16 protein-coding genes are annotated in these 18,053 nt (G+C 55.6%); 5 read left to right on the top strand and 11 right to left on the bottom strand.

The window, feature by feature from the left end:
* Nucleotides 1-9 precede the first annotated feature (9 nt).
* From CDA56_RS08550 to ygeW, 3 genes are all read right to left on the bottom strand, one after another.
* On the bottom strand, nucleotides 10-1,221 hold the full coding sequence (locus CDA56_RS08550) for a YgeY family selenium metabolism-linked hydrolase (protein WP_004851906.1): 1,212 nt from the start codon (nucleotides 1,219-1,221) through the stop codon (nucleotides 10-12).
* A 63-nt stretch (nucleotides 1,222-1,284) separates the two neighbouring features.
* Nucleotides 1,285-2,484 carry a diaminopropionate ammonia-lyase gene (gene dpaL, locus CDA56_RS08545; protein ID WP_014229762.1) on the bottom strand — a complete coding sequence of 400 codons (1,200 nt, stop codon included), beginning with the start codon at nucleotides 2,482-2,484 and terminating at the stop codon, nucleotides 1,285-1,287.
* 64 nt (nucleotides 2,485-2,548) lie between these two features.
* Nucleotides 2,549-3,736 (bottom strand): knotted carbamoyltransferase YgeW, encoded by a 1,188-nt coding sequence (ygeW, locus tag CDA56_RS08540; RefSeq protein WP_004851903.1) that lies wholly within the window; start codon nucleotides 3,734-3,736, stop codon nucleotides 2,549-2,551.
* A gap of 490 nt (nucleotides 3,737-4,226) precedes the next feature.
* Between ygeW and CDA56_RS08530 the strand changes: the two genes are divergently transcribed.
* The gene (locus tag CDA56_RS08530) at nucleotides 4,227-6,011 is read left to right on the top strand and encodes a sigma-54 interaction domain-containing protein (RefSeq protein ID WP_048262522.1); all 1,785 of its coding nucleotides are present in this window, start codon (nucleotides 4,227-4,229) and stop codon (nucleotides 6,009-6,011) included.
* A gap of 339 nt (nucleotides 6,012-6,350) precedes the next feature.
* Nucleotides 6,351-6,521, top strand: a complete 171-nt coding sequence (locus tag CDA56_RS30870; RefSeq protein WP_004900141.1) for a hypothetical protein — start codon at nucleotides 6,351-6,353, stop codon at nucleotides 6,519-6,521.
* Here CDA56_RS30870 and CDA56_RS08525 read toward each other — a convergent pair.
* The 4 genes from CDA56_RS08525 to pth form a co-directional block, all read right to left on the bottom strand.
* A complete protein-coding gene (locus CDA56_RS08525) occupies nucleotides 6,518-7,135 on the bottom strand; it encodes a Fic/DOC family protein (RefSeq protein WP_102803460.1) in 618 nt (205 codons plus the stop codon). The two genes, CDA56_RS30870 and CDA56_RS08525, sit on opposite strands and share 4 nt — an antisense overlap.
* 168 nt (nucleotides 7,136-7,303) lie before the next feature.
* On the bottom strand, nucleotides 7,304-8,311 hold the full coding sequence (locus tag CDA56_RS08520) for a tyrosine-type recombinase/integrase (RefSeq protein ID WP_102803459.1): 1,008 nt from the start codon (nucleotides 8,309-8,311) through the stop codon (nucleotides 7,304-7,306).
* A 75-nt stretch (nucleotides 8,312-8,386) separates the two neighbouring features.
* Nucleotides 8,387-9,481, bottom strand: a complete 1,095-nt coding sequence (ychF, locus tag CDA56_RS08515; protein ID WP_032749933.1) for a redox-regulated ATPase YchF — start codon at nucleotides 9,479-9,481, stop codon at nucleotides 8,387-8,389.
* A gap of 117 nt (nucleotides 9,482-9,598) precedes the next feature.
* A complete protein-coding gene (gene pth / locus CDA56_RS08510; RefSeq protein ID WP_004121831.1) occupies nucleotides 9,599-10,183 on the bottom strand; it encodes an aminoacyl-tRNA hydrolase in 585 nt (194 codons plus the stop codon).
* 272 nt (nucleotides 10,184-10,455) lie between these two features.
* Between pth and ychH the strand changes: the two genes are divergently transcribed.
* Entirely contained in the window at nucleotides 10,456-10,731 is a 276-nt protein-coding gene (ychH, locus tag CDA56_RS08505; RefSeq protein WP_004103160.1) for a stress-induced protein YchH, read from the top strand.
* 209 nt (nucleotides 10,732-10,940) lie between these two features.
* On the top strand, nucleotides 10,941-11,987 hold the full coding sequence (locus CDA56_RS08500; RefSeq protein WP_049083990.1) for a MerR family transcriptional regulator: 1,047 nt from the start codon (nucleotides 10,941-10,943) through the stop codon (nucleotides 11,985-11,987).
* Here CDA56_RS08500 and dauA read toward each other — a convergent pair whose 3' ends face one another.
* From dauA to lolB, 4 genes are all read right to left on the bottom strand, one after another.
* Nucleotides 11,988-13,667, bottom strand: coding sequence for a C4-dicarboxylic acid transporter DauA (gene dauA / locus CDA56_RS08495; protein WP_102803458.1), 1,680 nt, complete (start codon nucleotides 13,665-13,667; stop codon nucleotides 11,988-11,990).
* A 249-nt stretch (nucleotides 13,668-13,916) separates the two neighbouring features.
* Nucleotides 13,917-14,864, bottom strand: coding sequence for a ribose-phosphate diphosphokinase (gene prs, locus CDA56_RS08490; protein ID WP_004103157.1), 948 nt, complete (start codon nucleotides 14,862-14,864; stop codon nucleotides 13,917-13,919).
* A 182-nt stretch (nucleotides 14,865-15,046) separates the two neighbouring features.
* On the bottom strand, nucleotides 15,047-15,895 hold the full coding sequence (gene ispE / locus CDA56_RS08480; protein WP_009651969.1) for a 4-(cytidine 5'-diphospho)-2-C-methyl-D-erythritol kinase: 849 nt from the start codon (nucleotides 15,893-15,895) through the stop codon (nucleotides 15,047-15,049).
* On the bottom strand, nucleotides 15,895-16,506 hold the full coding sequence (gene lolB, locus CDA56_RS08475) for a lipoprotein insertase outer membrane protein LolB (protein WP_004851888.1): 612 nt from the start codon (nucleotides 16,504-16,506) through the stop codon (nucleotides 15,895-15,897). The genes ispE and lolB overlap by 1 nt, the downstream gene beginning before the upstream one ends.
* Before the next feature lie 273 nt (nucleotides 16,507-16,779).
* On the opposite strand from lolB, the gene hemA reads away from it, so the two are divergent.
* Complete coding sequence (gene hemA, locus CDA56_RS08470) at nucleotides 16,780-18,036, top strand: glutamyl-tRNA reductase (RefSeq protein WP_102803457.1); 1,257 nt, start codon at nucleotides 16,780-16,782, stop codon at nucleotides 18,034-18,036.
* The last annotated feature ends 17 nt before the right edge of the window (nucleotides 18,037-18,053 follow it).

The following is an 18,053-nucleotide window of genomic DNA, read 5'->3' as shown; positions in this document are numbered from 1 at the left end:
GACGAACAATTACTCCGTGGCCAGCCAGCTCAGCGGGATAGCGGCATACATCGCGGCGCAGGTTACCAGATGCGATTTCCAGGTTTTCTCATTCGGCGCATGCGCCTCCGGCTCTTTCCCAGGCCCAAAGCCGATAACCGGAATGCCGTGGCGGCCCATAATGGAGACGCCGTTGGTGGAGAAGGTCCACTTATCCACCACCGGCGCTTTGCCGAACAGACCTTCATAGGCGTTGCTCAGGGCGCGAACGGTGAAGTGGTTCTCTTCCACTTTCCAGGTCGGGAAGTAGCATTCGGTCGGGTAGACCAGGCCGGTCCAGGAGGGGCGCTCGTAGTTGTACATCGAGACCACCGCGGCGGCTTTTTTCACCGCCGGCAGCGCGCGGATCTCTTCCAGCGCGCCTTCCCAGGTTTCGCCCCAGGTCAGACGGCGGTCAATGGAGACGGCGCAGCTATCCGCTACCGCGCAGCGGCTCGGCGAGGTGAAGAAAATCTCGGAAACGGTCAGGGTGCCTTTGCCGAGGAACTCGTCATCGCCCAGCTTGTGCGAAAGCTGTTCCAGCTCGGTGAGAACGGGCGCCATTTTGAAGATGGCGTTATCGCCGCGCTCCGGGGCGGAGCCGTGGCAGCTGACGCCCTGAACCTCCACGCGGATCTCCATACGCCCGCGCTGGCCGCGGTAAATCTGGCAGTCGGTAGGTTCGGTGCTGACCACGAATTCCGGACGTATACCGGATTGTTCAATAATGTACTGCCAGCACAGGCCGTCGCAATCCTCTTCCTGAACGGTACCGGTCACCAGCAGGGTATACTCATCTTCCAGGCCCAGATCTTTAATGATTTTACCGGCGTAAACCATGGAGGCCATTCCGCCCTCCTGGTCAGACGCGCCGCGTCCGCCGATCAGCTCATCGGTCTCCATACCTTCGTACGGATCGAAGTTCCAGTTCTTGATGTTGCCAATGCCGACGGTATCAATGTGCGCGTCCATGGCGACCAGACGCGGGCCGTGGCCGATGTAGCCCAGCACGTTACCCATCGGATCGATTTCCACTTTGTCGAATCCGACTTTCTCCATCTCCTCTTTGATACGGTGCACCACGCGCTTCTCATCGCTGCTTTCGCTGGGGATGGCGATCATATCGCGCAGGAAGCGGGTCATCTCTTTTTCGTATTGTTTTGATTTTTCCAGGATCGCGTTGAACGGAATTTGCTTAGCCATAAGGATGTTCTCCAGTTCTGAATACGGGGGTCCCGCCGGGCGGGAGGAATGTTGATCAATCGGCTACTGCGCGGCCGGATGTTTGCCTTCCCAGACGACTTCGCGATAGTGCTTAACGTCGGTGTCGCCTTCGGTGCTAATCACCAGCACCACGGAATCGCTATCCAGCTTGAGCTTGTGCATCAGCGCTTCGCGCTGCGGATGGAAATGAATCGCCGCCAGCAGGCCGAGACCGACGGCGCCGGATTCGCCGGAAATAACGCGCGGATCCTGGCCCGCCGGGTTTCCCAGCACCCGCATGCCGAGGGCGGCGACGGCGTCCTGACAGGAGACAAACTGCGTGGCGCAGTTGCGCAGCACTTCCCAGCCCAGCGGGTTGGGCTCACCGCAGGCGAGACCGGCCATAATGGTGGCCATATCGCCGCTGACGTTGACGATCTGGCCCTTTAGCGCAGAGCGGTAGAGACAGTCGGCCAGCTCCGGCTCGACGATAATGGAATGGAGATGCTTCGCGCCGTAGACATCGGCCAGGTAGCCCAGCACGCCGCCCGCCATCGCCCCCACGCCGCCCTGCAGAAGCACGTGCGTCGGACGGGCGATACCCATTGAGGAGAGCTGTTCTACCGTTTCATCGGCGAGGGTGGCGTAGCCCTGCATAATCCAGGTCGGAATTTTCGTGTAGCCTTCCCAGGCGGTGTCCTGCACCACCTCCCAGCCGTTTTTCTGCGCGGTCTGCATGGTAAAGCGGACGGTGTCGTCGTAGTTCATGTCGGTGACGATACACTCGGCGCCGAGGCGCAGTATGGCGTCAACCCGCTCCTGCGCGGAGCCTTTCGGCATATAGATGACGGCGTTCTGGCCTAACTGGCGGGCTGCCCACGCCACGCCGCGGCCGTGGTTGCCGTCGGTCGTGGTGGCGAACGTCATCTTCTCTTTGATGCTGGATTTGAGCGTTTCGAAGGAAAGATCGTTGATATCTAAATGATATTTTTCACACAGCAGTCGGGCGATAGCATAAGAGCCGCCGAGCATTTTGAAGGCGTTGAGGCCAAAGCGCCGGGATTCATCTTTAACGAGGATTTTTTGTACCCCAAACAGCGCGGAAAGTTCGTTCAGCGCCACCAGCGGCGTAGGCTGATAGCCGGCGATCTTTTGATGAAAGCGGCGAGCCTGCTGCGCCTGCTGGCGTGAAAAAAGCGGTGAAATCTCTCCGTTAAAAAAACGGTTTTCGGCAATATCCATTTTCAGTGAGAAAGCAGACATACTCGATCCTTATCCTTTTTGAAATGCGAAAGTCGTGGGGCTGGCCCGCAGGCCAGCCTGGGGATTATTTGATGCGTTTCTGCGCTTCCTTGAGCAGCTGCTCCAGCACCTTGCCCGGGTTCGCGTATTTGCGGCAGACGATCATCGCGGCGATGATATACGGCTTCCAGCTGGCCTCTTTGTAGGTCGGGATCCGGTACTTCTCGAAGACTCCCTCGGTGACTTCGCCCGCGTCGCAGGAGACGCCGGTGATATCCGCCGGCAGGCAGTGCATATACAGCGCGTCACCGTCGCGGGTGTGCTTCATCATCTCTTCCGTACAGTGCCAGTCTTTATGGCCGGCGTTCTGCTCAAGGCAGGCTTTCTCCAGCGCCTTCAGACCTTCATGGTCATTTGCGCGCAGCAGTTCGGTGCGTTTTTCCATTACCTTGTACGGCGCCCAGGATTTCGGATAGACGATATCGGCGTCTTTAAAGGCTTCTTCCATGCTGTTCACCTGGCGGAAGCTGCCGCCGGAGGCCTGGGCATTGTTTTTTGCCACTTCGATAACGTCAGGGATCAGGTCGTACCCTTCCGGGTGGGCGAGGGTGACGTCCATACCGAAGCGGGTCATCAGGCCGATAATGCCCTGCGGCACCGAGAGGGGTTTGCCATAGCTCGGCGAGTAGGCCCAGGTCATGGCGATCTTCTTACCTTTCAGATTCTCCAGCGAACCGAAGTGCTCGCGCAGCCAGGCGAGATCGGCCATGGATTGCGTCGGGTGGTCGATATCGCACTGCAGATTGATCAGCGCCGGTCGCTGCGGCAGGACGCCCTGCTTGTGGCCGTCGTCCAGCGCTTCGCCGACTTCGCGCATGTAGGCGTTGCCAGCGCCAAGGAACATGTCATCGCGAATGCCGATGGCGTCGGCGCAGAAGGAGATCATGTTGGCGGTTTCACGGACCGTTTCGCCGTGGGCAATCTGCGATTTCCCCTCATCCAGATCCTGTTGCGCCAGACCTAACAGGTTGAGCGCGGAGGCATAGGAGAAGCGGGTGCGGGTTGAGTTATCGCGGAACACGGAAATACCCAATCCGCTGTTAAACACTTTGGTGGCGATATTTTCAGCGCGTAGCGTTTTTAGCGCGGCGGCGACGTCCAGCACCTGTTTCAGCTCATCCGGCGATTGTTCCCAGGTCAGCAGAAAGTCTTTCTCACTGAGATGAGAGTTAAGTTTATTGATATCCTTAATCAGTTCGTTAACAGTTTTCATGTTTCAATCCTGGTCGTGAATGACGGCTTATTGATTGCTGTGCGGTCGGATATGCAGAGTTGCCGAATTAGCGACTGCCAGCGCTGTATTACCACTAACAATAAGCGTGCCAAATCCTCCGGGAGAGGCGGCGGAGAGGATTGAATAGTTAAGATTATGCCAGGTCTGTCACGAATTCAGGCGAGTTATCCCGGGAAGGGAAAGGTGAAATTTTTCCCCCCGCCGTCCATTTCAGCGGGACAGGCGCGGGTTGCCGCCGTAAATAATGCGATTATCATCTTCACATTGCGCCAATATGATAAAAACCGCTGCAAATTTATCATAATGATAAGAAACTGTGATAGCTCTTGCATATTTAAGATAAGGTGGGGGAATTGGCCCTATCTATATCAACGCGGGTGGCTAAAAGGAGTGGTATCATTCCCCGCAGATAAATAAAGCCGCTTCGCTTGACGCCGAACAGGTGAGCAATAATAGAAGGCCGATAGACATGATACCGTCCAAAGCACCCTCCATTTTAATGCAGATTCAGCCTACAATTCAAAAGTTTGCAAGGATGCTATCCAGCGTGCTGCAGCTGGAGGTCGAGATTGTTGATAACGAATTATACCGGGTCGCCGGAACTGGCGCTTATAGTAAACAGATTGGCTATAAATTAAATTCAAATTCACGGCTTCTGCGTTACATTATTGAAACACAGACCGAGAAGGTCGTCACCCATTCCCGCTTCGACCCCCTGTGTAAAGACTGTAACAATAAGGAGAAATGCGAAGAGAAAGCCTTTCTTGGCACGCCGGTGATGTATCACGACCGCTGCGTCGGCGTTATTAGCCTGGTTGCGCTGACGCGCGAGCAGCAGGAACGTATAAATGCGAATATCCAGGAGTTTTCTGATTATGTTCGTCATGTCTCAACCATATTCGTTTCCCGCTTTTTGCAGGAGCGGGCGGTCGGCGACAATATCCATAAAATATTTTTAACCATGATCGAAAATATGGATCAGGGCGTACTGGTCGTGGGCAACGATCAAAGAGTCAAATTTGCCAACCAGGCCGCTTTGAAAATAATGAGCGTCACTCAGGGACAGGTGATTGGTAAGTCAATCCAGTTTCAGCCGTTGACCTTCGAAGATAATTTCAAGCACGGCCATATGCAGCACATTATCTCCTTTGACGATCGCAAAGAGCTCATTATCGGCCAGCTGCACGCGGTGCAGGATCAGTGGTTATTTTTAATGGCGTTCCATCAGTCGCACTCTTCGGCCGATTTCAGCTGCGGGCAGGAAGGGCCGCAGATTGAGGCGATGGTGGGAGAGTGTCGACCTATGCGGCAGCTTAAAAAGCTGATCAGCCGCGTGGCCCCGAGCCCCTCCAGCGTAATGATTGCCGGTGAAAGCGGGACCGGGAAAGAGGTGGTTGCCCGCGCTATCCACAAGCTCAGCGATCGCCACGCGAAGCCCTTTATCGCGATTAACTGCGCCGCGATACCCGAGCAGCTGTTAGAAAGCGAACTGTTTGGCTACGTGAAGGGGGCGTTTACCGGCGCATCGGCAAACGGTAAGACCGGCCTGATTCAGGCGGCCAATAGCGGGACGCTGTTTCTTGACGAAATTGGCGATATGCCGCTCACTCTGCAGGCCAAGCTGCTGCGGGCCATTGAGTCACGTGAGATTCAGCCGGTGGGCGCCAGCCATCCGGTTCAGGTCGATATTCGTATCATATCCGCGACCAATCAAAACCTGGAACAGTACATCGCGGAAGGGAAGTTCCGCGAAGATCTCTACTATCGTCTGAACGTGATTCCGCTGCGCCTGCCGCCGCTGCGCGAACGTCAGGAGGACATTGAGCTGCTGATTCACTATTTCCTGCATCTGCATACCGGTCGTCTCAATCTGGTTTATCCCGGCGTCGCGCAGGACGTGATCGATTTCCTTAAGCGCTATCGCTGGCCGGGCAATATTCGTGAACTCAGCAACCTGATGGAGTACCTGGTTAACGTGGTGCCGTCGGGAGAAATCATCGATATGTCGCTGCTGCCGCCGAATCTGTTAAGCAGCGGTGAAGCGGCGAGCCAGGCGACGTCGTCGGCTTCAGCGTCAGCGACACTCACTCAGGAGGAGAACGTGACGGCGCTGGAGGAGATGGAGCGGCAGATGATCCGCGATGCGCTCTCTCGCTACAGTAATAAAAAGCAGGCGGCGGATGAGCTGGGCATCGGCATCGCCACGCTGTATCGCAAAATAAAGAAATATTCGCTGGCGGCGGGTCAGAACTGACGGGAACTGCGGGCAATAAAAAATCCACGCGAGCGCGTGGATTTTGTGGAGGGCATCACGGCGAAGAAATGCTTAGACGTTGAATCGTGATTTGATATTTATTGAATTGATATTTAATGTTTTTATTTTTGATTTTTATTTTCATACTCATGTCTGTACTCACTTTAGTTGATGCTGCTATCTGAGGCTAGTTACCACTGACACTGACCCAAATTCAGTGCAGTGCTAAATCAGAGCTAGATGGCCCCTTGATGACGTCGGGCTACAGATGATGTGAAGTCGTGTCGAAACCTTGATATAATGAGTACAGATTACACATTCGATAGCTGAGGAATCGCGATGAGCAATGACAAGAAAACGCAGGTGTATTACGTTAAACCGTCTCGCGCTGACATTGTTCGCTCGGTAGCAACGTCAACCGCCGTTGAGACGGGGCAGTCTTCTGAGAAGATCGAAGCTTCGCTTGAAGCGACGCGCAAAAAGTTCGCCCATCTTCGTCTTGCTGTTTAATCACGTCTTAACGCAGTACCGACCCAATAACACATCGGGCCGTAGTCCATTGACATACCTGCGTGGATAGCCGAAATATATTCGGCTTTGTTTTGCTCCCAGCTTTGATAATCCAGCGGCCTGTGTCCCCCCTGAACCGCCATCACATCAGCTAAAAGTCGTGATAAACGTCCATTGCCTTCCCGGAATGGATGGATGAGTATCAGCTCTACATGGGTTATAGCAATAGCCTCTATGATCTGTTCTTCGCTCATGTTAGTGCATGGTGTATATCGGGCAAGGTATTTAGCGTCGAAATCGTGTATTAGTTTTGGCAATTGTGCAGAGGGCGCGAACATAAAGCCCCCTTTGCTGATATTGACAGTCCTTTCTTGCCCGGCCCACTCATAGATGTTTCCCAGCCAGCGGCGATGCCAGCTTTTCAGCAAAGCAATGGTGATCTGCCCTGCTGGAAACTGCTCTTCAAAAATGCAGTGATAGAGCTTCTCTAACAGCACAAGCTTCGCTTCGTCCATCTCACCAGAATCAGCAATCCCCAGCTTATTTGCCAGAACTTGCTCATCGGAGTTTTTCTCATATTGTCCTTCACTGCCAGAGACACGGTATCGGCTCATGGGAACATCCTGCGCTAATGGGTGCTAAGAAATTATAACGCTGGGTGAGGAGAGTAACAATGGTCGTATAATCAGATAGTTACAAAACCGTAGGCTGAAATATAGTTTTTATAATCTGATGGGAAATTATCGTTAATAATCAGCATTAACAGACCAATACATCATGGTTTACGAAACATCAATAGTGCTGCGCGCGCTTCCTACCCATTCTTCAAGTTTATTTGCCCAGTCCTGCATCATAACCGTTCGCTCATCAAGATAAGTTGCATGGTTGTATGTGCGACGAACATTGTTGGTATCAGCGTGCGCAAGTTGGGCCTCAATAGCATCAGGTCGATAGCCCATCTCGTTTAAACGGGTACTTCCTGTGGTTCGGGTTGCATGTGGGCTATATGTACCACTCCAGCCGAGGCTTTTACGTAGCTGGCGCAGCGAGTGCGATGTCATTGGACCTAACGGATTATCCCTGCCCGGGAAAAGGTGCTGCCGATGCCCGGTTAATCCCTGTAGTGTTCTGAGCATTTTGATAGCTTGTGAGGGGAGGGGAATAACGTGTTCTCTGCGGGCTTTCATTCGCGCTGCCGGAATTGTCCACAGGGCGTTATCAAGATCGAATTCTGTCCATTCTGCTTCGGTGGCTTCTGCAGGACGCGTCAATGTCCACCACATAAGCCACATACAATAGTTAACCTGGTACGAGCCACGACTATTATCAAAACAGTTTAATAACTTTCCGATTTGCTGAGGATTCAGTGCTTGTTTGTGCTGTATCTTATTGGCCGGAAGGGCCTTGCGCACAGGCCGTACAGGATCGCTATCAGCTCTAAGCGTTGCAACTGCTAACTCAAAAACTGATGAAACGGTGCGGCGAGCTTCAGCGGCAACTGTCGGTGCTCCTCGTTTAGCAGTTTCTTGAAGAATTCTAAGGATGTGGTGTGGAGTGACCTCTCTGATTGGGAGCTTACCTATTGCGGGGAAAACCACACGCTCAAGCATATCCAGTCGGCGCGTTTTGGTAATTTCGGCCCAGTCTTTCATCTGCAACCACTCTTTAGCGATCAGCTTAAAGGTGTTGGAGACGTCGTTGACCTTGCGGATCTTATCTAACTGGCGAGCCTGTGTCGGGCTAACTCCATCTGCGACTTGCTTACGCGCTTGCTGAAATGAAAAATCCACGCAATTGCGTGGATTTTGTGGTTTTTTTCGATGTTCATGAGGTTCAATGAAACCTCATGAGACAACAAATTTTATTTAGACGTTGAACAGGAAGTTCATCACATCGCCATCTTTCACGATGTAGTCTTTACCTTCAGCGCGCATTTTCCCGGCTTCTTTGGCACCCTGTTCGCCTTTATAGGTAATAAAGTCTTCATAGGCGATGGTCTGCGCGCGGATAAAGCCTTTTTCAAAGTCGGTGTGGATTTTACCCGCGGCCTGCGGAGCAGTGGCGCCGACGGGGATAGTCCAGGCGCGCACTTCCTTCACCCCTGCGGTAAAGTAGGTCTGCAGGTTCAGCAGCTCGTAGCCGGCGCGGATAACGCGGTTCAGGCCCGGCTCTTCGAGACCCAGCTCGGCCATAAACTCATCGCGGTCGGCATCGTCCAGCTCGGCGATATCGGACTCAACGGCGGCGCAAACGGCGACCACCACAGAACCTTCGGCGGCGGCAATTTCGCGAACTTGATCGAGATAAGGGTTGTTCTCAAAGCCGTCTTCGTTGACGTTGGCGATATACATGGTCGGCTTCAGGGTCAGGAAGCTCAGGTATTTAATCGCCGCTTTGTCTTCTTCGGTCAGGTTCTTCAGCGAACGCAGCATGCCGGCGTTCTCAAGGTGCGGCAGGCATTTTTCCAGCGCCGCCAGCTCGGCTTTCGCGTCTTTATCGCCGCCTTTGGCTTTCTTCTGCACGCGGTGGATAGCGCGCTCGCAGGTGTCCAGGTCGGAGAGCGCCAGCTCGGTGTTGATAACGTCAATATCGTCAGCCGGATCCACTTTATTGTTAACGTGGATGATGTTGTCGTTTTCGAAGCAGCGCACTACGTGACCGATAGCTTCGGTTTCGCGGATGTTGGTCAGGAACTGGTTGCCCAGGCCTTCACCTTTCGACGCGCCTTTAACGAGGCCTGCGATATCAACGAATTCCATCGTGGTCGGCAGAATACGCTGTGGTTTGACGATTTCAGCCAGTTTGTCCAGACGCGGATCGGGCATCGGCACGACACCGGTGTTCGGCTCAATGGTACAGAAGGGGAAGTTGGCCGCTTCAATACCCGCTTTAGTGAGCGCATTGAACAGGGTGGATTTGCCGACGTTGGGCAAACCGACGATACCGCATTTGAATCCCATGATTTAAATCACCTTAATCTTTGGATAATCAACCTGTTACAGTGAACAGATTGCAGAAAAGTAAATAGCTTCGCCTATTATACACGGTGCGTGACAAAAATTCCGCACGCCGACCGGTTATTGCGCTTTAAAAGCATGTAAACGGTTGGTCGCCTTGGTCAGGCCATCCTTCAGCCACACCTCGGTGCAGCGTGCCGCTTCGTCAACGGCCTCATCAATCAGCTTCTGTTCGCTGGCGGGCGGCTTGCCCAGCACAAAACCGACAACTTTATTTTTATCGCCCGGATGGCCGATTCCCACGCGTAAGCGGTGAAAGTTCGGGTTATTGCCCAGCTTGCTGATGATGTCTTTCAGGCCATTATGGCCGCCGTGGCCGCCGCCAAGCTTGAACTTAGCCACGCCTGGCGGTAGGTCGAGCTCATCGTGGGCGACCAGGATTTCGTCCGGGTTGATGCGAAAGAAGGTCGCCATCGCGCCGACGGCTTTGCCGCTCAGGTTCATAAAGGTGGTCGGCACCAGCAGGCGGACATCTTCGCCGGCAAGGTTAATCCGCGAGGTGTAGCCGAAGAATTTGCTCTCTTCGCGCAGCGGCGCGCGGTGGCGTTCAGCCAGTAAATCCACGTACCAGGCGCCGGCGTTATGCCGGGTCGCTGCGTATTCAGCGCCGGGGTTCGCCAGGCCGACAATTAATTTTATGCTCACTTTTTTATCCTGCTTGGATCGTTCTCTGGCGCGTAGTGTACTGTCTGCGCGCGCGGTTGACAAAATTCTGCCAGCGAAACGCACCTGCCATAGATAATCACGGGTTTGAATAATTAGAATTTGATGTTGTTCAGTGGGTTATTTGTAAACTTTTGTTGGCAAGATGTTCGCTTCTGTGATCGTCCACGCAATCGCTATATTGGCCATTGTCTATACTACACTTATAAGATTTGGGGATATTCCCATGCAACCCAAGGTTCCGGAGGTGACATATGAAACGCAGAAACGCTTCGTTACTCGGTAATGTGCTGATGGGGTTGGGGTTGGTCGTCATGGTTGTCGGCGTTGGTTATTCTATTTTAAACCAGCTTCCGCAGCTTGACCTGCCGCAGTTTTTCGCACACGGCGCGATCTTGAGTATCTTTGTCGGCGCGGTACTGTGGCTGGCTGGCGCCCGTATCGGCGGTCATGAACAGGTTAGCGACAGATACTGGTGGGTACGCCACTACGATAAACGCTGCCGCCGCGATCAGCATCGCCACAGCTGAGTGAATTCCAGACCGCCAGCCGTTGTGAACGGCTGGTGCGTTTTTATGCCGCCCGATCAGGCTGCCCGCCTGTTGGTGTCTCAAATCCTCCTTTCTCTCTTCGTCTTTCTTCGCCGCCGTCTGCCTAATACAATTCCTGTACAGAACGCTTGACCCTGACGTCACGTCAGGCAGCAGAGTGGCGCCACTGGTAAACGAAAGGAGCAGTCATGTTAATTCAGGTGGGTGAACTGGCGAAGCGCGCCGGCATAACCGTCCGCACGCTACATCACTATGAACAAACGGGACTGCTGACGCCTTCGGCCAGAAGCGCGGCGGGTTACCGGCTCTATAATCTGGCGGCCGTTCAGCGACTGCATATGATCAAAGCGCTGGCGCAGGCCGGGCTGGAGCTCGCCACTATCAAGGACTATCTCGACCGGGACGCCTTCTCGCTGTCCGACCTGCTGGTCAAGCAGATCGCCACCCTCGACCGGCAGCTGCAAACCCTCTCCACGCTGCGCCAGCGCCTGGCGCTGCTGCGTGAAGAGCTGGACAGCGGAGACGAGCCCGACCTGGAGTCCTGGCTACAAACGCTGGAGCTGATGAAAATGTACGATCGCTGGTTTAGTCAACAGGAATTACAGGTGCTGCCGTTCGCAGAGCAGGATGCGCAGCGTAACCAGATATGGCTGGAGCTGGTGGGTGAAGCGCAGCAGCTTATGGGCGAACGCTGTCCGGCCGATGAGCCTCGGGCGATTGCGCTGGCCACCCGCTGGATGGCGCAGCTGGAGCAGGATACCGCCGGCAGGCCGGAGTTTCTCACTCGCCTGAATGAGATGCACGCCGCCGAACCGCAGATGCGCGAACAAACCGGGGTGACGCCGGAGATGATTGATTTCATTACCCGTGCTTTTGCCGAAAGCAAGCTGGCCATCTGGGCGCGCTATCTGAACGCCGAAGAGCTGGCTTTTACACGGCAGCACTATTTCGATCGCCTGATGGAGTGGCCGGCGCTGGTGGCCGAGCTGCATCGGGCCTGTCGTGAGAAGCGGGAGCCTGCCTCCGCGGAAGGTCAGCAGCTGGCGCAGCGCTGGCTGGCGCTGTTCCAGTCTTACGCGGGAAAGGATCCGCACACGCAGCAGAAGTTTCGTTATGCCATGGAGCGGGAGCCGCATTTGATGAAGGGAACGTGGATGACGCCGGAGGTGCTTGGCTGGCTTCAGCAGGCGATTGGCGTAATGATGCGGCAGGCGCCGGGGCCTGCCGCCGGGTAATTAAATATCCGCCAGCGCGGCGCTGCGGTCCGGGAAGAAGCTCAGGCGGCCCGGAATCGGCTTAACGCCTGCCCGCGCCAGGGTACGCAGGGGCTGAAATTCCAGGTTCGACACGCGTAGCTCACAGCCTTCCGGCAGCTTATTCACGAAGCGCTGGAAGGCATCCAGCCCGCCGGCATCCAGCACCGGCACCGCATCCCACTTCAGCACGACGATACGCTTGCCAGCAATCCGCGTTTCCAGATCGGTAAACAACCCTTCCGCGGCGGCGAAAAACAGCGGACCAATGACGCGCAGCACCAGTACGTCATCGGGAACCTCAACGTTGACCGGCGCGAGGCGGGTCATCCGCGCGATCCGGCGCATAAACAGCAGGGAAGCCAGCACAATACCGACGCTAATAGCGATGACCATATCAAACAGGACGGTCAGCGACATACACATCAGCATGACGATAATGTCGTCTTTTGGCGCATAGCGCAGCAGGTTAACGACCTTGTGCGCTTCGCTCATATTCCATGCCACCATCAGCAGCAGCGCCGCCATCGCGGAAAGCGGCAGCCAGGAGAGCAGAGGGGCAAGCACCAGCAGCGCCATGATCACCAGCAGCGCGTGGATCACGGCGGAAACCGGCGAGGTCGCCCCGGCGCGAACGTTGGCCGCCGAGCGGGCGATAGCGGCGGTGGCGGTAATGCCGCCGAAGAACGGCGCGACGATATTGCCGAGCCCCTGGCCAATCAGCTCGCTATTGGCCTTGTGTTTGGTGCCGGTCATGCCGTCCAGCACCACGGCGCACAGCAGGGACTCAATCGCCCCGAGCATGGCCATGGAAAACGCCGCCGGCAGCAGCGCCTGCAGCGAGGACCAGCTGAGGGTGAAGTCTGAACCGGGCATATCCCACGGCAGCACCAGCTGCGGCAGCAGCTGCGGAATACCGTTGCCCTGGCTGCCGTCGGCGAGAATATAGTGGAACTGAGAGCCGATGGTGGCGACGTGTCCGCCAAGCAGGTTGACCACGCCCATCACCGCGCAGCCCGCCAGCAGGGCCGGCAGATGGCCCGGCAGACGAATCCCCAGACGCGGCCAGATAATCAGCGTGCCCAGCGTGACAACGCCGATGGCGGCATCGCCGGGGTTAATGGTCGGCAGCGCCATCGCCAGCGCGCCGACTTTCTGCAGATAATGTTCAGGCACGTGGGCCATCTGCAGACCGAGAAAATCTTTAATTTGCATGGTACCGATGGTGATACCGATCCCGGAGGTGAAGCCGAGGGTGACCGATAGCGGAATATACTCAATCAGGCGGCCAAAGCGCGCCAGGCCGAAAAGAATCAGGAAGATCCCCGACATCAAGGTGGCGACCAGCAGCCCGGCGAGCCCGAACTGCTGCGAGACCGGGTAGAGAATCACCACGAAAGCGGCGGTTGGCCCGGACACGCTGAAGCGCGAGCCGCCGGTTAACGCAATTACGATCCCCGCCACCGCGGAGGTATAGAGACCGTACTGCGGCGCCACCCCGCTGCCAATTGCCAGCGCCATCGCCAGCGGGATAGCGATAATCCCGACGGTAATTCCGGCAATCACATCACGAGTAAACCGCGAAGCGGTATATTTTTCTTTCCAACAAGCGTCGATGAGGGCGCGGAAAGGCATCACATGTGAGGAAAATAATCTGTTCACAATAATGTTTCATCCATGAGCGCATCATCTGTCAACTAAATGGCAGGTGAAGGAGGCATCGGTCATTTCCACGTCATCCTTCGGGATGCCTCTGTGTTGGCTGCGTTCATTTATCCCGGTCTCGTACTGCCTGTACGCTGCCGGAGATTCATTCACTTGCCGCCTTGACGCATGCCGAATGATTTTGTGGAGAATAAAAGGTTCAGAGACAAAAAAACCCGCCGCAGCGGGTTTTTGAGCCGGGCTCGATTAATGTTCGAACATAGCAGAGATAGATTCTTCGTTGCTGATACGACGAATCGCTTCGGCCAGCATACCAGACAGCGTCAGAGTACGTACCTTTTCCAGCGCTTTGATTTCCGGCGTCAGCGGAATGGTATCGCAGACGACGAATTCGTCAATCACAGAGTTTTTGATGTTCTGGATGGCGTTGCCGGAGAAGATCGGGTGCGTGGCGTAGGCGAATACGCGTTTCGCGCCGCGCTCTTTCAGCGCTTCCGCAGCTTTACACAGGGTACCGCCGGTATCGATCATATCGTCAACCATTACGCAGTCACGGCCGGCGACGTCACCGATGATGTGCATCACCTGAGAAACGTTAGCGCGCGGACGGCGTTTGTCGATGATAGCCATATCGGTATCGTTCAGCAGCTTGGCGATAGCGCGAGCGCGAACCACGCCGCCGATGTCCGGAGAAACCACGATAGGGTTATCCAGGTTCAGCTGCAGCATATCTTCCAGCAGGATCGGGCTGCCGAATACGTTATCCACCGGAACGTCAAAGAAGCCCTGAATTTGTTCTGCGTGCAGGTCAACGGTCAGAACGCGGTCAACGCCGACGCTGGACAGGAAGTCAGCAACCACTTTCGCGGTGATAGGCACACGAGCAGAACGAACACGACGGTCCTGGCGAGCATAACCGAAGTAGGGGATAACAGCGGTGATACGACCTGCCGAAGCACGACGCAGAGCATCAACCATAACAACCAGTTCCATCAGGTTGTCGTTGGTGGGAGCACAAGTGGACTGGATGATGAAAATATCACCACCGCGTACGTTTTCATTGATTTGTACGCTGACTTCGCCGTCGCTAAAACGACCTACAGCGGCGTCGCCAAGAGAAGTGTACAGGCGGTTGGCAATACGTTGTGCTAGTTCCGGGGTGGCGTTACCAGCAAAAAGCTTCATATCAGGCACGAGAAGAACCTCAGGCATGCGTCCAGTGGTGGATGAAATGGGCCAAAAACGGTGCGGGTGGGCACGATTTCATCCAGGCGGTGTATTTAAAGAGCCCGATGCAACGTCTGGAACAGGGTGACGTTGTCACCGTAACTCAGTTTCCCCGGCGTTTTCACCAAATTTGCTATAATGAGCAGAACTTAGCGCAGCGCCTGCTTGAGCGGAGAGATATTAACACCTCGCGCTACGAAGCCATGCAGCCATGCCGGGGCTTTTTCAAGCACCTGACGAGCGGCGGATTCAGTGTCAAATTCAGCAAACACACATGCACCGGTGCCAGTCAGGCGCGACGGCGCATATTCTAACAGCCAGGAAAGCGCTGCATCAACCTCACGAAAACGTTTTCTTGCGATAACCTCGCAATCATTGCCGAATTTACATTTTAATAACGTATTAATTGACCTTGACGGGGTATTGCGCGGTAGTTCCGGATCGCGAAAAATGATCGGCGTGGGAATGCTCACTCCCGGATGGGCCACCAGATACCATTTTTCCTCCGGTTCGGCCGGGGTGAGAATTTCCCCGACGCCTTCGGCAAAGGCCGCATGGCCGCGCACGAACACCGGCACGTCGGCGCCCAGCTGCAGACCCAACGCCGCCAGCTCATCTTCCGAGAGATGGCAGCCCCATAAGTGATTCAGCGCCACCAGTACGGTCGCGGCGTTGGACGAACCGCCGCCGAGGCCGCCGCCCATCGGAAGAACCTTGTCGATGCTGATATCGGCGCCGCTGCCCGCAGGAAGCTTCCCGGCCTGGGCTGCGGCCTGCATTAAAAGCCTGGCCGCGCGAATAATCAGGTTCTCTTCATCCGGCACGCCGTCAACCGGCGTCAGCAGACGCAGCTGGCCATCGTCGCGCGGTTCAATCGTCAGCGTGTCGCCATAATCCAGAAACTGAAACAGCGTCTGCAGGGTGTGGTAACCGTCGGCGCGCTGCCCGGTAATATACAAAAACAGATTCAGCTTTGCGGGAGAAGGCCAGCGGGTCATCATTTCACAATCCAGTTATCCATTTTCAGCTTGATGCGCTGACTGCCGTCGTTAAGCTCCATATTGGCCGGTAGCGAAGGTTTGGTGTCCGAGGTGTAGCCACCGTAGGTGACGTGCCAGGTTTTGCCGTTTTGCGTGTAGTTCAGCTCGCGCAGGCGGTACTGGTCGTCAAGCGAGTAGTCGGTGGCCTCGCCCGGCAGGCCAATAATCCACTGGCGCAGGCTGTTGAGCGGAATCGGCATGCCGGTCAGGCGGCCAATCATCTCTTCGGCGTCGGTCGCCGTGTAGGTCTGGCCTTTATTGTCAATCAGCTGCACGCTGCCCGGCTGGGCGGTTAACGACAGCTCGGTGCTGCCGAGGGGGTTAGTCAGCAGCAGGCGGTAGCGGTCCTGGCCGGTTTGCTGCCAGAAGAAGCGGGCATAGACTTTTTGCTCATCAGAAAGATAAGCAAAAGCGCCGCGCGTCTGGAACTGATTAAGATTGCGGACATCTTGCTGGTGCTGACGCCACTGTGGAGAATCCGGGCTTTTACCCGGCCCTTTCGGAGCATTAATCGCACAGGCGGTCAGAACGAGGCTTGCCAGCGGCAACAGGCGGAACAGTCGATTCATAATGATGACAAATCCTTGATGTCTACAGTGAAATGCGGCGAATGGGAGAAACAGGCGGCCGATTTGTGTAGCGGGTTACAATTATAACCATTAATGCTAGCGTTGCCGGACGGTAGCGTCTACGTTCAAGTTGTCTGAAATCAAAAAATTACCGTTAATGGCTATTACAGATTAGCTATTACTCCAAAAGGGGAGCCTCTCTTTTATTGATTACGCGCATCCTGTATGATGCCTGCAGACTAACCTTAGCAACGCTGGTACTACTCCCTCACAATGACGCTTTTAGCTCTTGGCATTAACCACAAAACAGCTCCTGTAGCGCTGCGAGAACGCGTAACGTTTTCGCCGGATACGCTCGATCAGGCGCTGGAGAGCTTGCTGGCCCAGCCAATGGTGCAGGGCGGGGTGGTGCTGTCGACCTGTAACCGCACGGAACTCTATCTCAGCGTCGAAGAGCAGGATAACCTTCAGGAAGTGCTTATCCGCTGGCTGTGCGACTACCACGGTTTAAATGAAGACGACCTGCGCAAAAGCCTCTACTGGCATCAGGACAACGAGGCGGTTAGCCATCTGATGCGCGTCGCCAGCGGCCTGGATTCGCTGGTGCTGGGCGAGCCGCAGATCCTCGGGCAGGTGAAAAAAGCCTTTGCCGACTCCAGCCGTGGTCACCTGAACGTTAGCGAGCTGGAGCGCATGTTCCAGAAGTCGTTCTCGGTGGCCAAACGCGTGCGTACCGAAACCGATATCGGCGCCAGCGCGGTCTCCGTGGCGTTTGCCGCCTGTACCCTGGCGCGACAAATCTTCGAATCACTCTCCAGCGTGACCGTGCTGCTGGTTGGCGCCGGTGAGACTATCGAGCTGGTGGCCCGCCATCTGCGCGAGCATAAGGTGCGCAAGATGGTGATTGCTAACCGCACCCGCGAGCGCGCTCAGGCGCTGGCCGATGAAGTCGGCGCGGAGGTGATCGCCCTGAGCGACATCGACGAACGGCTAAAAGAAGCGGATATCATTATTAGTTCTACCGCCAGCCCGCTGCCGATTATTGGCAAAGGGATGGTGGAGCGCGCGCTGAAGGCGCGCCGCAATCAGCCGATGCTGCTGGTGGATATCGCCGTTCCGCGCGATGTCGAACCGGAGGTTGGCAAGCTGGCGAACGCCTATCTCTACAGCGTGGACGATCTGCAAAACATCATTCAGAACAATCTGGCGCAGCGTAAAGCCGCGGCGGTGCAGGCGGAAACCATTGTCGAGCAGGAAGCCAGCGAATTTATGGCCTGGCTGCGCGCTCAGAGCGCCAGCGAGACTATCCGCGAATATCGCTCCCAGGCCGAGCAGGTCCGCGAGGAGCTGACGGCAAAAGCGCTGGCTGCGCTCAATCAGGGCGGCGATGCGCAGGAAATCATGCAGGATCTGGCGCGTAAGCTGACTAACCGCCTGATCCACTCGCCAACCAAATCTCTTCAGCAGGCCGCCCGTGACGGGGATGATGAACGCCTGCATATTCTGCGCAACAGCCTCGGGCTGGAATAGCGCACCTTTCTCTCTTT

Origin of the sequence: Klebsiella michiganensis, from assembly GCF_002925905.1 — a bacterium.
Lineage (GTDB): Bacteria > Pseudomonadota > Gammaproteobacteria > Enterobacterales > Enterobacteriaceae > Klebsiella > Klebsiella michiganensis.
Note: the sequence above shows the minus strand (reverse complement) of the source record. Positions and strands in the feature narration are given on the sequence as shown.

Bases quoted from the DNA above. Each gene is read 5' to 3' on its own strand.
- CDA56_RS08550 (WP_004851906.1), bottom strand. From the start codon at position 1,221: ATGGCTAAGCAAATTCCGTTCAACGCGATCCTGGAAAAATCAAAACAA.
- dpaL (WP_014229762.1), bottom strand. From the start codon at position 2,484: ATGTCTGCTTTCTCACTGAAAATGGATATTGCCGAAAACCGTTTTTTT.
- ygeW (WP_004851903.1), bottom strand. From the start codon at position 3,736: ATGAAAACTGTTAACGAACTGATTAAGGATATCAATAAACTTAACTCT.
- CDA56_RS08530 (WP_048262522.1), top strand. From the start codon at position 4,227: ATGATACCGTCCAAAGCACCCTCCATTTTAATGCAGATTCAGCCTACA.
- CDA56_RS30870 (WP_004900141.1), top strand. From the start codon at position 6,351: ATGAGCAATGACAAGAAAACGCAGGTGTATTACGTTAAACCGTCTCGC.
- CDA56_RS08525 (WP_102803460.1), bottom strand. From the start codon at position 7,135: ATGAGCCGATACCGTGTCTCTGGCAGTGAAGGACAATATGAGAAAAAC.
- ychF (WP_032749933.1), bottom strand. From the start codon at position 9,481: ATGGGATTCAAATGCGGTATCGTCGGTTTGCCCAACGTCGGCAAATCC.
- ychH (WP_004103160.1), top strand. From the start codon at position 10,456: ATGAAACGCAGAAACGCTTCGTTACTCGGTAATGTGCTGATGGGGTTG.
- CDA56_RS08500 (WP_049083990.1), top strand. From the start codon at position 10,941: ATGTTAATTCAGGTGGGTGAACTGGCGAAGCGCGCCGGCATAACCGTC.
- ispE (WP_009651969.1), bottom strand. From the start codon at position 15,895: ATGACCCGCTGGCCTTCTCCCGCAAAGCTGAATCTGTTTTTGTATATT.
- lolB (WP_004851888.1), bottom strand. From the start codon at position 16,506: ATGAATCGACTGTTCCGCCTGTTGCCGCTGGCAAGCCTCGTTCTGACC.
- hemA (WP_102803457.1), top strand. From the start codon at position 16,780: ATGACGCTTTTAGCTCTTGGCATTAACCACAAAACAGCTCCTGTAGCG.